The sequence below is a fragment of the Lentibacillus halophilus genome (assembly GCF_039522485.1).
Taxonomy (GTDB): domain Bacteria; phylum Bacillota; class Bacilli; order Bacillales; family Amphibacillaceae; genus Lentibacillus; species Lentibacillus halophilus.
Window position 1 is genome coordinate 85,715 of sequence record NZ_BAAADM010000054.1, and the last position, 13,076, is coordinate 98,790.

The following is a 13,076-nucleotide window of genomic DNA, read 5'->3' on the forward strand; positions in this document are numbered from 1 at the left end:
GATATTGATCAGGAGGAAAAATGATGACGGTTGGTATCATTGGAGCAATGGATGAAGAAATAAATGCAGTAAGAGAAAACATGACAAACACTACTGAGGAAACAGTTGCAGGCTGCCTATTGATACATGGCAAACTTTTTGGACATGATGCCGTATTATTAAAGTCAGGGATCGGAAAAGTGAATGCAGCCATGGCAGCAACGGTCATGTTTGAACGGTTTCGCCCTTCACGGGTCATTAACACCGGTTCGGCCGGTGGATTCACGAAAGAACTGGATGTTGGGGATGTCGTTATTTCAACCAGCATTGTTCACCATGATGTGGATGCAACAGCATTTGCTTATACGTATGGACAAGTCCCTGGAATGCCATCCATGTATACAGCAAATTATGAACTGGTTGAGAAAGCGGAACAGGCTATACAACAGTTGGGGTTGACCTGGAAAAAAGGACTGATTGCAACTGGTGATTCGTTCATGGACAACGCCGATCGAATTGCGTTTGTCCGTGAACGATTTCCTGACCTGCTAGCTGCAGAAATGGAGGCAGCAGCGATTGCACAAGTGAGTTACCAGTATCAGACACCATTTGTAGTGATTCGAGCGTTATCGGATGTTGCCGGAAAACAGTCATCCGTATCTTTCGACGCATTCCTTGAAACAGCAGCTGAAAATGCAGCATCTTTAATTATGGCGATGACCGAATCGTTGCATTAGTAAACAACCACGATTTACCTCCGACCGCGAGTCGTTTTATATGTTATGATACGTCGTGGAAGGGGGAAAATGTATATGAAGCACCATAAGGAGAAACTGGCGCTTAAACTGCAGGATTTTCGTCGTTTTACGGCCACGCTGTTTATTCTAGCGATCTATTTATATATGGGAACGATTATCAACACGTATATCGATTACTCTCCTAACGGAAAAGGACTTGCATTATTGACGATGGCTGTCACTGTTGCTGCCGGCCTGTTTATAATACAGTCTCACCGTTTAAAGATTAAAATGTCTGAGGATGAGGGCTCAGAATAAAAATGAGCGCCTTCATTCTCTGCCTCTTTCTTTCCGATAGTATTCATGAAATACCTTCATTAACGCTCTTTTTTCAATTCTTGATACGTAACTCCTTGAAATATCCAGCATTTTCGCAATTTCCCGCTGTGTCATTTCCTTGTAATTATTCAGTCCGTAACGATACATCACCACTTCTTTTTCTCTGCTGTCCAGAACAGCTAAATACTCATTCATTTTTTCAATTTCCATATTCAGTTGAATGTATTCAATAATATTTTGGTTTTCAGCCTCCATAATATCCATCAAACTAATTTCGTTCCCTTCTTTGTCCTGACCAATTGGATCTTGAAGGGAAACGTCTTTCTTTACTTTTTTCAGAGATCGCAAGTGCATTAAGATCTCGTTTTCAATACAACGAGCTGCATACGTAGCCAATTTTGTCCCCTTATCTGAAGAATAACTTTCTATTCCTTTAATCAGTCCAATGGTCCCGATGGAGATGAGGTCCTCCATATCTTCTCCGGTGTTTTCAAATTTTTTTACAATATGTGCTACCAGTCGCAAATTGTGTTCAATAAGCTTATTTCTGGCGTCTTGGTCACCTTCCTGCATTTGTTGGATGTATCTCGCTTCTTCTTCAGGTGGAAGCGGTTGGGGGAATGCATGATTTTTCACATAGGAGACAAAAAAGAGTGTTTCTTTAATAAGTAAAGCCAAAAAACTTAAAATACTTGACACACAAATGCACCTCCTTCTTGTGGCCCGGGCTATTGCCTATATCATCATGTGTATGAAGAAGATGACGTTTTTGTGTCTGTCCCGATTGAAAAAGAAAATGGTGATTTTCATTTTCCGAGCGAAGAAAGGCAAAAATAGGGAGTAAAGGAAAAAGGTGCAAGTGCACAGTAAAAAAAGTGACCCGCTTGTGCAGCTGGCGTCACTTTTGTTTTTGCATATGTTGGTTTATCGTTCGTTCGTATTCATCGGATCGGTTCTTGACAACAGGCTTCACACCATTACGGTGCGCGGCGCGTGAAATCATATGTCCGGATACGGGTGCGGTTAGCAACGTGAAAATAATAGCGAGAAGCAATTTTCCACTGGCGATTCCGTGGGAGACATACATAAATAGAAAGGCACCGATCAATAAGCCGGCAATACCGAGTGTGGCAGCTTTTGTGGCTGCATGGAGCCGGGTATAAACATCTGGAAAGCGGACAATGCCAATGGAACTGGACAGAATGAAAAATGTGCCTGATAGCAAAAAAAACGCAACAACAATGTTCAGGATGATTTCAATCCATGTTTCGATCAATAATAACACCCCTTTCCAGATATTTGGCGACCGCTATTGTTCCAATAAATAAAAGGATTCCAATCAGTAGGATAATGTCATTGAATTTTGTTGTAACTATCAATATGGCCATCAGAGCGGCTAGTCCCATCAGATTCATACCAATGGAATCAAGTGCCACCGCACGATCGGCGTTGGTAGGTCCTATGATAATACGGTACACAAGCAGGAGTAAGGATACCGAAATCCCTGCAAGACTGACGAGCGTTGCAACATACAGAATCGTTTCAGTAAGAGAAAGAAAACTGTTCATTGTGTCACCTCTAAAATGGCTTTTTCAAATGTATTTTTAATGGAATGAATCGACCCATCGATATCATCAATATCCATTGCATGAATATAAATATAGGCATTATCGTGTGAAATGGCGACAGATAATGTTCCAGGTGTAAGAGAGATTAAATTTGCTAGAAGCGTCATTTCCCAGTCGGTCGTTAGATCAGTCGGCATTGCAAAAATACCGGGTTCAAATGTCGTATCTCGCTTATAAACCAACCGGACGATATCGATGTTCGATTGCACAAGCTCTTTAATAAACAAAAAGATCAATTTCATTATCTTCCAAACACGGCGCAAATAAAACGTCCCCGGTATGAATCGATTCAACAAAAGCAGCAACAGGATACCCAGTATGTAGCCGGAGAGAAAACTGGCAAGGGTATAGGTTTCACTTAAAAACATCCACATGACCGCTATGATCAAGTTAATAACAATTTGAAAGGTCATCATATATTACTCCTTCAAGATAGCATCGATATAGATTTCCGGCTGAAGCAAATCAGCGGATACGGATTCAATAAATGGGTAGATAAACTCCGCGCCTATTCCGAGGAAGACGGACAGCGCCAAGAGAATAACAATAGGAGCTATCCGCCCCTTTAACGAAATCGGTTGAATGGATTCGTCTTTTTCGCCCCAAAAGCTGTTGATGAAAATCTTCATAATGGAATAAAGAATTAAAAGACTCGCAAGCAGTCCAATAATAACAATGGCTATTTCTCTACTTGCCAAAGCACCTTTTAGCAACAGTAGTTTACCAATAAATCCACTGAATGGCGGGATACCCGCAAGGATAAACCCTGATAGGAATAACAGCCAGCCGAGAACCGGATAATAATGAATCAGCCCACTAACCTTTCGCAAATCGGACGTGCCGGCGGCATAAACGACCGTTCCCGCAAGCAAGAATAAACTGGATTTTATAAACATGTCATGAATCAAATAGTAGATGGACCCACTTAGCGCAAATTGATTAAAAACACCAATCCCCATTAAAATGAAGCCGATAGCAGGAATAATATTGTAAGCAATAATTAATTTAATATTATTTGTCGACAAAGCACCAATAATACCGAAAATCATGGAGAGTCCTGCGATCCAGATAAACATGTCATGTGTCAGTTCAACGTTATGTACGAAAATTAAAGAAAATACACGGATGATGGAATAGATGCCCACCTTGGTTAACAGGGCTCCAAATAATGCTGAAATAACCGGATTGGGTACGGCATAAGAGTTGGGCATCCAATAATACAAAGGAAATAGCGCAGCCTTGACGGCAAAGACAAAAAACATGAGGATGCCAATGGTTGTCAGAATCCCCTGTTGATCGACCTCATGTACACGCTGGGCAATCTGAGCCATATTAACAGTGCCGACGGTGCCGTAAACGAAGGCGACCGCTGTTACAAACAGCATAGACGAAAATAGGTTAATGAATACATATTTAATGGATTCGCGCAACTGTACCTTATCCCCGCCAAGAACGATCAGGGCATAAGACGCCATTAACAACACTTCATAGAAAACAAACATGTTGAATAAATCGCCGGTCAGAAAGGCGCCGGAAACACCGGATATTAAAAAGAAAAAGAACGAATAAAAATAGTACGTTTCTTTTCTATCTGTTAATGAGTGGGGGGCGTAGAACGAACAGGCTGCTGCAACAATATTTGTTGTAAAAACAAGAAGTGCAGCCAGTTTATCGGCAACCAGAACAATGCCGTATGGCGCCTTCCAGTCTCCGGTTTCCAAAATAGTGGTACCATTGGTGAAGACAACCCATACTAAGGCACCGGCTAAGATTAAATTGAAAAGGATAAAAAGCTTGGACAGCGGACGGACCCATTGCAATTTCTTTGGAAAAAACGCCAGGATAATGCCCGCAATCAGTGGTGTAATGATAGGCAAAACAACAAGATTATTCATTTTCGTTACCCCTTAATTGTTCCATATTATCTGTATCGTTTTCGTTTGCTGTCCGGTATGCAAGCACGAGGAGCAGGCTGGTAATCCCAAAACTGATCACAATTGATGTCAGTATGAGCGCCTGTGGCAACGGATCGGTATAGGGGCCGCCTTCTTCTGTTAATATTGGTGGCGCTCCCCGTTTTAATTTTCCCATGGTCAGGATGAATAAGTGGGCACCATGACTCAGCAGGACCGTTCCAATGATGACCCGCAACAGCTGTTTTTGTAACAAATTATAAATGGCTGTGCTAAATAAAACACCAGCCAAAATGGATATGATAAACTCCATTTATTTTGCCCCCCTATTGTTTTTCAGTTTGATGAGGCTGTAGATGGCAAGTGCTGCAATACCGAGAACCGTTATTTCAAATAGGGTGTCAAGGCCACGCATATCCACAAGAATAACGTTGACAACATTATCGCCGCCACCGAGAGAGTGTGATGTTTCCAAAAAGTAATCGGAAATAGAACTGAACCAGTCGCTGCTGTGGGCGGAGATGCCGATCAGTGTCATCAGAGCACCGAAACCGATGGACACAGTGCCGTTGATCCATCGTGTACGCACCTGTGGCTTTTCGTTACGCAGTTTCGGCAAATGATAAAAGCACAATAAAAAAAGTGCTACGGAAATGGTCTCAACCACAAGCTGAGTCAACGCCAAATCAGGTGCCCGGTAGATAACAAATAAGAGGGAAACTCCATACCCGACAACACCGGCAACCAATATAGCCCCTAGGTTATGTTTTGTAAAAATGGTTCCAACGGCAGCAGCAATAATGACAAGAACGACAGCTATTTCAGTGATGGTGACATCGGCGAGGTTGCTGAAATCGATGGTGAATCCACCTGTTGCCAGCATGAACCCAAACGTGATTAAAAATACAGTGCCCAGAATAATAGCCATATAACGACGCAGTGACCCTGTCATAATAAACGTATTAATATGTCGCGATCCGTTGTCCAATTGGGCGATGGCAGCGTCGTAAATATGGTTGGCACTTGCCCGGCCGGGAACAAAACTATAAATCATGCTCCACTTCCGTCTGGTTGAAACGAGAAGAATACCAGCGGCCACAACCACAAGCGACATTTGAAAGGCAGTGGAACCAAAGCCATGCCAAAAGGTGATTTCTTTGATAACCTCCGTTCCGGCGACGGATTCTGCTGCATGGGCAATAAATGCTCCATTGAATGCGTTGGGAAACAGCCCAATGATAATAACGCCCAGTACCAGAACAAGGGGTGCTATCAGCATTCCGACAGGGGCCTCATGCGGACGTTTAGGCAGTTTGTCCAGCTGCTTTTGGCCCCCAAACGTGCCAAACAGAAAATAGAGCGAATAGACAAACGTAAAGATACTGCCAAACACGGCCAGATACGGAATAACTTCCACAAGAAAGGTCGTTATAACATGCGTCCCTTCTGGAAGTTTCAGTGTAGATTTGAAAAACAGTTCTTTACTGTAAAAACCGTTAAGAAATGGCAGAGGAATACCTGCCATGGAAAACGTTCCAAAAAGGGCTAGTGCCGCGGACATTGGCATAAGCGTCATAAGTCCGCCAAGATTGCGTATATCACGTGTTCCTGCTTCATGATCGACTATACCTGCCACCATAAACAGACTGCCCTTAAACGTGGCATGGCAGAGGATATGAAACACAGCAGCAAAAATGGCCAACTTTGTACCGAAGCCGAGCATAGCCATGATCATACCCAGTTGGCTGATGGTTGAAAAGGCCAAAATAGCTTTCAAGTCTGTCTGATGGACGGCCATGTATGACCCCCAACATAATGTGACAATCCCTGCGATACTGACGATAATAAAAAACCATTCGAAACCGGCAAAAATGGGTGAAAACCGCGCCACCAAAAAAAGTCCCGCCTTCACCATGGTGGCCGAATGCAGGTAGGCGCTTACAGGCGTCGGTGCTTCCATCGCGTCTGGGAGCCAAATATGAAACGGGAATTGAGCTGATTTGGTAAATGCGCCCAGCAATATAAAGCCTAGGGCAAGCGGCATGTAAGGACTGTTCATAATAACTTCTGCATTTTGAATCATGATTTGAATACTCGATGTTCCTGTCATGACCGAGAGCAGAATAAATCCGCCAAACATGCTTAGTCCGCCCAAAACTGTTATAAGTAGGGATTTCAACGCACCGTATCTAGATTTTTCGTTAAAATGCCAATAACCGATCAGTAGAAATGATGAAATGGATGTCAATTCCCAAAACGTGTACAGCACAAAGATATTATCGGATAACACGATTCCAAGCATTGCTGACATAAACATCAACAAATAAACATAAAAATGACCGAGCCGCTCCTGACTATCCAGATAGTAAATGGAATATAAAACCACTAGGGCGCCGATTCCGCTGATAAGCAGTGCAAATAAAAGACTCAAACCATCAAGGTAAAAGTCAAAATTGATGCCGAGAGACGGTATCCAGTTGTACGATTGTCGCATAGGCTCAAAATTTGTACCAACAAAGCGGATAAAGTAAATAAAGATAGCTGATGGGATAAGGAGTACGGGAATACCTGTATGTATGTTATGTTTCATTTTGCTGATGAAAGGTATAAGACAGGCTAATAAAAGTGGTATAAGTACGACGTATAGCATTCGGTAAAAATCCTCCTCAAGAATAAAGGCAGTTTGTCTATTGTATATGTAGTTTAAGCCAGTGTTTTTGTCAGCATCATGGTCAGCTTATCATACTCCTGTCATGGAGAAAACAAAAAACTCCTGTCGATTTGATGACAAGGGAATTGGCGTCGATGTTGGTCAGTTGTACAATTTCATTTTATGCGTCAAATTCCTTCTGCTGATTTCTCTCTCAATAAGGTATATAAAGTCGGGGCTTAAGTTTAATTCGTTCGCTTTGTAATAGGCTTCCAAAAGCAGTTCATCTGACAAGTATTCCATGAACAGACCCCTCCTAATGAGTTGAACGGTTGCTGTAAGTCGTGATGATAGTTAACAATTTATCACGAAATAATAAACAGAACAAGCATTCTGTTATCCACATATGGATGTAGATAACTTGTGAACAAACATGAGAGGTGGGCGAAAAATGTTGATATATCAATGTGGATAATGTGTATGCAACTATCCACAACGCGAAACATGCGCGAAATTGTCGAACGTTTTTAAGCATAGGAGCTACTTGGTATAAAAATTGAAGGATAAAAAAGAGTTCTCTATATGGAAAGGTACCATTAATATACGTTATAATAGGCAAATGTTGTATGTTTTATTACAATTAAATGAAGAATGAACGTTTTTCAAAAAGGAAACATACCATTTGAAATAGAATCCATAAGAGGTGTGAATGGGTTGTTTAAATTACTATTGCCGAATCAGCACGTCAACAGTATTTTTGATATTCATCCGGCTGAACTGCAAAAAAACGGAATTAAAGGGATTATTACGGATTTGGACAATACGCTTGTCGCATGGGACGTTAAAGATGCAACACCGGAAATAACAGAATGGTTCAGACGGATGGATGACCATAATATAAAGGTGACAATTATATCTAATAATAAAATGGAACGGGTGAAGATATTTTCTGAACCGCTTGGAACACCATTTGTATTCAGTGCAAGAAAGCCGCTCAGCCACGCATACAAACGTACAACCCAAGAAATGGAATTATCGAAAGACGCGGTTGTCGTTATTGGAGATCAGATTCTAACGGATATTCTCGGCGGTAACCTTGCCGGATTTTATACCATCCTTGTAACACCTATTGTACAGACGGATGGGAAGGTTACCCGGTTTAACCGGAAAATTGAGCGTAAAATTTTAAGTTATATGCGCAGGAAGGGTAAAATAACCTGGGAGGAGTAACTATGGAAAAAAAGACTTGTCAGGGCTGTGGCGTTTCGATTCAGACAACCGACCCGGATCAGGACGGCTACACACCGGAAAGTGCACTCGAAAGGGATACGGTTTTATGCCAGCGTTGTTTTCGGCTGAAGCATTATAATGATATACAGAATGTGTCCCTGTCTGACGATGATTTTTTGGGAATGATCCATGAAATGAAGAAACAGGAAGGACTTGTCGTTCATTTGATCGATATTTTTGACGTGCAAGGGACAATTATAAAGAATTTGCCACAGATGATTGGTGACAAGCCGATTATATTGGCGGGGAATAAAATGGATTTACTCCCGAAATCGACCAATCGTCGAAAATTAACCCAATGGCTGAGGTCAGAAGCCAAAAAAGCGGGTGTACCGGTTAAAGATGTTTTTTTAATCTCATCTGTCAAAGGGCATGGTCTGGCTGATTTAACAGAGGCTATTGAGAATCGCCGCAACCGGAAAGATGTATACATTGTAGGAACGACGAATGTGGGAAAATCGACGTTTATTAATAAACTGATTGAGAAAACAACCGGTACAGATAATGCGATTACAACGTCTTATTTTCCTGGAACAACACTGGGTTTTATTGAAATTCCGCTTGATGAGACGTCATCGTTTATCGATACACCGGGTGTTGTCAATAAAGAACAAATGGCTCATTATGTTTCCGGCAATGATCTAAAAGTGATCACACCAAAAAAAGAAGTCAAACCCAGAGTTTATCAGTTAAACAGCCAACAAACTCTTTTCATTGGGGGATTGGCACGGCTTGATTTTCTTCAGGGCGAACGCCAGTCATTTGTTTGTTATTTCTCCAATGAACTGGCCATCCATCGAACAAAACTGCAAAAGGCGGATGATATTTATCAAAAGCACCTTGGGGAGCTTCTATCGCCACCTGACCATGAGACACTGGCTTCTCTTCCGGATATGCATGAACAATCATTCCGCCTGGATAATGAAAAGAATGATATTGTATTTCCCGGGCTCGGATGGATTACAGTGCCAGGAGACAATGTGATGGTATCTGCACACAGCCCGGAAGGCGTGCGGGTGTCCGTAAGAAAATCATTTACGTAGGAGGTTGCTAAATGCAATTACAACTCGGTCTCATCGGTTATCCTGTTCAACATTCCCTCTCACCCTGGATTCATAACCAATTTCTTGAAAAAGCAGGGACAAGCGGAACTTATTCGTTGTTTGAAATTAATCCTGATTCATTTGAAGAAGAAATAAAGACGTTGAAAACGAGAGAACTGAACGGGTTTAACGTAACGGTTCCGTTTAAGCAGCAGATTATTCCCTATCTTGATGAATTGGACCGAAAGGCGGAAATGACAGGTGCGGTCAACACGGTTGTCAAACGTGGCGGCAGATGGATAGGATACAACACGGATGGAGCGGGTTATGTATTTGGACTGACAGAAACGTATCCAACTGTTTCCAAACACACCGTGGACAGCATATTAATTATTGGAGCAGGCGGTGCTGCACGTGGCATATATCAAGCGTTGGCTGATGAGGGATTTGCTCATATAGACATAGCCAACCGGACGCGGTCCAGTGCGGAGGCAATTGCTGCATCAGGCCCTGACAGTGTTCGTACAACCGTCTTGGATTTGACAAAAGCCGAGGAAAACGTTGCTGATTATGACCTGATTATTCAAACAACCGCTGTTGGTATGAAGCCAAATACGCACGATCAGATTATGTCACTGGAGCGTTTGCGCGCAGACAGCATTGTCAGTGACATTATTTATCAGCCGATCACTACCCGATTTCTGCAGGAAGCACAGGAAAAGGGGGCATCGATTCAACAAGGGCACACGATGCTTTTATATCAAGCGCAATACGCATTTCAATTATGGACCTCGGAAAATGTTCCGATCGATGATATGGAAAATCAATTAAAAGAGAAATTGGAAGGAAGATAATATGCTGACCGGAAAACAAAGACGATACTTGCGTTCCTTGGCACACCACGAAAAGCCTATTTTTCAAGTGGGCAAATCAGGTGTGAATGATCATATGACAACTCAAATTAGCGAAGCTCTTGAAAAACGGGAACTTTTAAAGGTGGGTCTTCTGCAGAATTGTATGGAGGATAAGCATACTGTTGCCCACAAACTTTCCAATGGTACCGGAAGTGACATTGTCCAGATTATTGGACATAATATTATCCTTTACAAGGAGTCACAGGACAACAAGCACATTCATCTGCCATCAAGGAGCCAGCCATGAAGTATGTTGGACTATTGGGCGGTACATTCGATCCCCCGCACATTGGCCATTTGATCGTCGCTCAGGAAGTTCGGGAAACGTTGGGGCTTGACGAGGTATGGTTTATGCCGTCACAGCAGCCTCCTCATAAACAGCGTGCGGCTGCTAAAGCCCCGGATCGTGCAGAGATGGTCAGACGAGCCATTGCTGGCAATGGTTATTTTCACATAAGTACCGTTGAAATGGACCGTACAGGCAAATCATTCACATATGATACAATTATATTGCTGATGGAAAAACATCCTAATGTTTGTTTTTATTTTGTTATCGGAGCCGATATGGTGGAATATTTGCCGAATTGGAAACATATTGACAAGCTGATGGAAATGGTACAATTTGTAGGCGTGAAACGAAACGGATTTAATATAAAAAGCACTTATACGGTGACGGAGGTGGACACGCCGTTGATCAATATTTCGTCAACGGATATAAAAATGCGTATTGGCCGCGGGCAATCCATCCGATATTTGGTTCCGGAAGGTGTAAAGAACTATATAAAGGAGAACCATTTATATGAAGAAAGATGAAGCCATTGATATTGTAAGACCTCACCTTAAACAGGAACGCTTGGAACATACATTGCGCGTGACTGACACGGCTGTACAATTGGCGGAGAAATACGATGAGGATTCGGAAAAGATAGAATTGGCAGCCATTCTGCATGATTACGCCAAATATTTTCCACTTGAGGATATGAAACAGCTCATTAAAGAAAATGATCCAGCCAATGATTTGTTGGACTATCATCATGAATTATGGCATGGACCGGCAGCATCGGTTTTAGTCGAACAGCGACATGGTATAACCGATAAGGATATACGAAATGCCATATATTATCATACAACTGGAAGAGCCGACATGAGTCAGATGGAGACCATTCTGTTTGTGGCTGACTACATTGAACCAGGGCGGTCTTTTCCAGGGGTTGATGATGTAAGGGAAACGGCGCAGACAAACTTATACCGAGCAGCCTGGATGGCACTCAGAAATACCATTCAATTTTTGGTTGGTAAACATAATACCGTTTATCCCGATACATTCTATGCATACAATGATTTAACAAAACGTCTAAATGCTGGAGGTAGCGACATTTCATGAACAGTAAAGAAGTTATTCACCAATTGGCACAAACGTGCGATGATAAACAAGCAAAGAATATAACAGCGTTGGATATGCGCGATGTTTCCCTCGTAGCTGATTATTTTCTCATCTGTCATGGCAATAACGAGCGACAGGTTCAGGCCATTGCCAGATCGATTAAGGATGTAAGAGACGACATGGATTTGCCATTGAAACGAATGGAAGGGTTTGAACAGGGACGCTGGATTCTAGTCGATCTGGACGATGTCGTTTGTCACATTTTCCATAAAGATGATCGGTTGCATTATAATTTGGAACGATTATGGGGGGATGCGGAACGGATTGAGCTTTCCGTCAACAATGCAGGCGATAGCTATGACCTATGAGCAGATGGCGTATTATTATGATCTTTTAATGACGGAAGCCCCATACGATCAATGGAAATCATTCACTGAAGCCATGATCGAACAGACGAAAACATCGGTTTCTTCGATTATTGACTTAGGATGCGGGACCGGGCAGATTACGACTCGTCTAGCCGAATCGGGTTATCATATGACAGGTGTGGATTATTCCAGTGATATGCTTACGGTAGCCAAACAGCGCGCGGACAGCGAGCGGGTGCCAATACAGTTTATTCAGCAGGATTTACGAATGCTGGAAGGATTCCCCCTATATGATGCGGCCGTCAGTTATTGCGACGTCTTAAATTACATAACCGATGAAGAAGAGCTTCGTACCGTCTTTCAACGTGTGGCCGGTTTACTGCGCACAGGGGGGTTATTCATTTTTGATGTCCATTCGCTTCAACACGTACATAATTATTACAAGAACCAAACGTTTGCGGATGTTGATGATGACGTCGCGTATATATGGTTTTGTACACCTGGTGAAAGGGAAGGCGAAATGCATCATGACGTAACTTTTTTTGCCTGGGACCATAGCAGCGGCCATTACATTCGATTTGATGAATACCATCATCAACGAACATATTCCATTCATTTTTACAGGCAATTGTTGGATGAAGCGGGTTTTACAATACGTCATGTATCCAGCGATTTTTTAGAAGAAAATAATGCCATTGACGCGGAATCCGAGAGACTATTTATCACTGCTGCGAAACGGCCGGATGATTAACAACGTCCGGTCGTTTTAAAACGTTCACAAAAAATCAAAATAAAAAAGGATTTTGGCGGGTGATGTCGAATAGGATGAGT

The 13,076-nt window shown here is 42.3% G+C and carries 18 protein-coding genes; 10 read left to right on the forward strand and 8 right to left on the reverse strand.

Annotation, left to right across the window (positions count from 1 at the left end; all coding sequences use genetic code 11):
• The first annotated feature begins 23 nt into the window (after positions 1 to 23).
• Positions 24 to 716: a 5'-methylthioadenosine/S-adenosylhomocysteine nucleosidase gene (gene mtnN / locus ABDZ72_RS10110; RefSeq protein WP_343752697.1), complete on the forward strand. Its 693-nt coding sequence runs from the start codon at positions 24 to 26 to the stop codon at positions 714 to 716.
• A gap of 75 nt (positions 717 to 791) precedes the next feature.
• Positions 792 to 1,034, forward strand: coding sequence for a YrhC family protein (locus tag ABDZ72_RS10115; RefSeq protein WP_343752698.1), 243 nt, complete (start codon positions 792 to 794; stop codon positions 1,032 to 1,034).
• 12 nt (positions 1,035 to 1,046) lie between these two features.
• Here the strand turns inward: ABDZ72_RS10115 and sigK are convergent, their stop codons facing one another.
• The 8 genes from sigK to ABDZ72_RS10155 all read right to left on the reverse strand — a co-directional run bounded on the left by sigK (position 1,047) and on the right by ABDZ72_RS10155 (position 7,549).
• Positions 1,047 to 1,754, reverse strand: coding sequence for an RNA polymerase sporulation sigma factor SigK (sigK, locus tag ABDZ72_RS10120; RefSeq protein WP_343752699.1), 708 nt, complete (start codon positions 1,752 to 1,754; stop codon positions 1,047 to 1,049).
• 199 nt (positions 1,755 to 1,953) lie between these two features.
• The gene (gene mnhG / locus ABDZ72_RS10125) at positions 1,954 to 2,331 is read right to left on the reverse strand and encodes a monovalent cation/H(+) antiporter subunit G (protein WP_343752700.1); all 378 of its coding nucleotides are present in this window, start codon (positions 2,329 to 2,331) and stop codon (positions 1,954 to 1,956) included.
• A complete protein-coding gene (locus tag ABDZ72_RS10130) occupies positions 2,312 to 2,623 on the reverse strand; it encodes a Na(+)/H(+) antiporter subunit F1 (protein ID WP_343752702.1) in 312 nt (103 codons plus the stop codon). The genes mnhG and ABDZ72_RS10130 overlap by 20 nt, the downstream gene beginning before the upstream one ends.
• Positions 2,620 to 3,096 (reverse strand): Na+/H+ antiporter subunit E, encoded by a 477-nt coding sequence (locus tag ABDZ72_RS10135; RefSeq protein ID WP_343752704.1) that lies wholly within the window; start codon positions 3,094 to 3,096, stop codon positions 2,620 to 2,622. Before ABDZ72_RS10135 ends, ABDZ72_RS10130 begins: the two co-directional genes overlap by 4 nt.
• Before the next feature lie 6 nt (positions 3,097 to 3,102).
• Positions 3,103 to 4,578, reverse strand: a complete 1,476-nt coding sequence (locus tag ABDZ72_RS10140) for a Na+/H+ antiporter subunit D (RefSeq protein WP_343752706.1) — start codon at positions 4,576 to 4,578, stop codon at positions 3,103 to 3,105.
• Entirely contained in the window at positions 4,571 to 4,909 is a 339-nt protein-coding gene (locus tag ABDZ72_RS10145; RefSeq protein ID WP_343752708.1) for a Na(+)/H(+) antiporter subunit C, read from the reverse strand. Before ABDZ72_RS10145 ends, ABDZ72_RS10140 begins: the two co-directional genes overlap by 8 nt.
• On the reverse strand, positions 4,910 to 7,246 hold the full coding sequence (locus tag ABDZ72_RS10150) for a Na+/H+ antiporter subunit A (RefSeq protein WP_343752710.1): 2,337 nt from the start codon (positions 7,244 to 7,246) through the stop codon (positions 4,910 to 4,912). It lies immediately after the preceding gene.
• 162 nt (positions 7,247 to 7,408) lie between these two features.
• A complete protein-coding gene (locus tag ABDZ72_RS10155; protein ID WP_343752712.1) occupies positions 7,409 to 7,549 on the reverse strand; it encodes a sporulation histidine kinase inhibitor Sda in 141 nt (46 codons plus the stop codon).
• A 411-nt stretch (positions 7,550 to 7,960) separates the two neighbouring features.
• Between ABDZ72_RS10155 and ABDZ72_RS10160 the strand changes: the two genes are divergently transcribed.
• The 8 genes from ABDZ72_RS10160 to ABDZ72_RS10195 are packed head-to-tail and all read left to right on the forward strand — an operon-like array spanning position 7,961 to position 12,996.
• Positions 7,961 to 8,476: a YqeG family HAD IIIA-type phosphatase gene (locus ABDZ72_RS10160; RefSeq protein ID WP_343752714.1), complete on the forward strand. Its 516-nt coding sequence runs from the start codon at positions 7,961 to 7,963 to the stop codon at positions 8,474 to 8,476.
• A gap of 2 nt (positions 8,477 to 8,478) precedes the next feature.
• Complete coding sequence (gene yqeH / locus ABDZ72_RS10165) at positions 8,479 to 9,579, forward strand: ribosome biogenesis GTPase YqeH (protein WP_343752717.1); 1,101 nt, start codon at positions 8,479 to 8,481, stop codon at positions 9,577 to 9,579.
• An 11-nt stretch (positions 9,580 to 9,590) separates the two neighbouring features.
• Positions 9,591 to 10,433 (forward strand): shikimate dehydrogenase, encoded by an 843-nt coding sequence (aroE, locus tag ABDZ72_RS10170; protein ID WP_343752719.1) that lies wholly within the window; start codon positions 9,591 to 9,593, stop codon positions 10,431 to 10,433.
• Position 10,434: 1 nt separating this feature from the next.
• Positions 10,435 to 10,740, forward strand: a complete 306-nt coding sequence (gene yhbY, locus ABDZ72_RS10175; protein ID WP_343752721.1) for a ribosome assembly RNA-binding protein YhbY — start codon at positions 10,435 to 10,437, stop codon at positions 10,738 to 10,740.
• Entirely contained in the window at positions 10,737 to 11,306 is a 570-nt protein-coding gene (locus ABDZ72_RS10180; protein ID WP_343752723.1) for a nicotinate-nucleotide adenylyltransferase, read from the forward strand. The genes yhbY and ABDZ72_RS10180 overlap by 4 nt, the downstream gene beginning before the upstream one ends.
• Positions 11,293 to 11,877: a bis(5'-nucleosyl)-tetraphosphatase (symmetrical) YqeK gene (gene yqeK, locus ABDZ72_RS10185; protein WP_343752725.1), complete on the forward strand. Its 585-nt coding sequence runs from the start codon at positions 11,293 to 11,295 to the stop codon at positions 11,875 to 11,877. The genes ABDZ72_RS10180 and yqeK overlap by 14 nt, the downstream gene beginning before the upstream one ends.
• Positions 11,874 to 12,245 (forward strand): ribosome silencing factor, encoded by a 372-nt coding sequence (gene rsfS, locus ABDZ72_RS10190; protein WP_343752727.1) that lies wholly within the window; start codon positions 11,874 to 11,876, stop codon positions 12,243 to 12,245. Before yqeK ends, rsfS begins: the two co-directional genes overlap by 4 nt.
• A complete protein-coding gene (locus ABDZ72_RS10195; RefSeq protein WP_343752729.1) occupies positions 12,190 to 12,996 on the forward strand; it encodes a class I SAM-dependent DNA methyltransferase in 807 nt (268 codons plus the stop codon). The genes rsfS and ABDZ72_RS10195 overlap by 56 nt, the downstream gene beginning before the upstream one ends.
• The last annotated feature ends 80 nt before the right edge of the window (positions 12,997 to 13,076 follow it).

What these genes read in the sequence shown, in the direction of transcription:
- ABDZ72_RS10130 (WP_343752702.1), bottom strand. Translation starts at nt 2,623, where the DNA reads ATGAACAGTTTTCTTTCTCTTACTGAAACGATTCTGTATGTTGCAACG.
- yqeH (WP_343752717.1), top strand. Translation starts at nt 8,479, where the DNA reads ATGGAAAAAAAGACTTGTCAGGGCTGTGGCGTTTCGATTCAGACAACC.
- ABDZ72_RS10195 (WP_343752729.1), top strand. Translation starts at nt 12,190, where the DNA reads ATGCGGAACGGATTGAGCTTTCCGTCAACAATGCAGGCGATAGCTATG.
- mtnN (WP_343752697.1), top strand. Translation starts at nt 24, where the DNA reads ATGACGGTTGGTATCATTGGAGCAATGGATGAAGAAATAAATGCAGTA.
- ABDZ72_RS10155 (WP_343752712.1), bottom strand. Translation starts at nt 7,549, where the DNA reads ATGGAATACTTGTCAGATGAACTGCTTTTGGAAGCCTATTACAAAGCG.
- ABDZ72_RS10180 (WP_343752723.1), top strand. Translation starts at nt 10,737, where the DNA reads ATGAAGTATGTTGGACTATTGGGCGGTACATTCGATCCCCCGCACATT.
- yhbY (WP_343752721.1), top strand. Translation starts at nt 10,435, where the DNA reads ATGCTGACCGGAAAACAAAGACGATACTTGCGTTCCTTGGCACACCAC.
- ABDZ72_RS10115 (WP_343752698.1), top strand. Translation starts at nt 792, where the DNA reads ATGAAGCACCATAAGGAGAAACTGGCGCTTAAACTGCAGGATTTTCGT.
- ABDZ72_RS10150 (WP_343752710.1), bottom strand. Translation starts at nt 7,246, where the DNA reads ATGCTATACGTCGTACTTATACCACTTTTATTAGCCTGTCTTATACCT.
- ABDZ72_RS10135 (WP_343752704.1), bottom strand. Translation starts at nt 3,096, where the DNA reads ATGACCTTTCAAATTGTTATTAACTTGATCATAGCGGTCATGTGGATG.
- yqeK (WP_343752725.1), top strand. Translation starts at nt 11,293, where the DNA reads ATGAAGAAAGATGAAGCCATTGATATTGTAAGACCTCACCTTAAACAG.
- rsfS (WP_343752727.1), top strand. Translation starts at nt 11,874, where the DNA reads ATGAACAGTAAAGAAGTTATTCACCAATTGGCACAAACGTGCGATGAT.
- ABDZ72_RS10145 (WP_343752708.1), bottom strand. Translation starts at nt 4,909, where the DNA reads ATGGAGTTTATCATATCCATTTTGGCTGGTGTTTTATTTAGCACAGCC.
- ABDZ72_RS10140 (WP_343752706.1), bottom strand. Translation starts at nt 4,578, where the DNA reads ATGAATAATCTTGTTGTTTTGCCTATCATTACACCACTGATTGCGGGC.
- aroE (WP_343752719.1), top strand. Translation starts at nt 9,591, where the DNA reads ATGCAATTACAACTCGGTCTCATCGGTTATCCTGTTCAACATTCCCTC.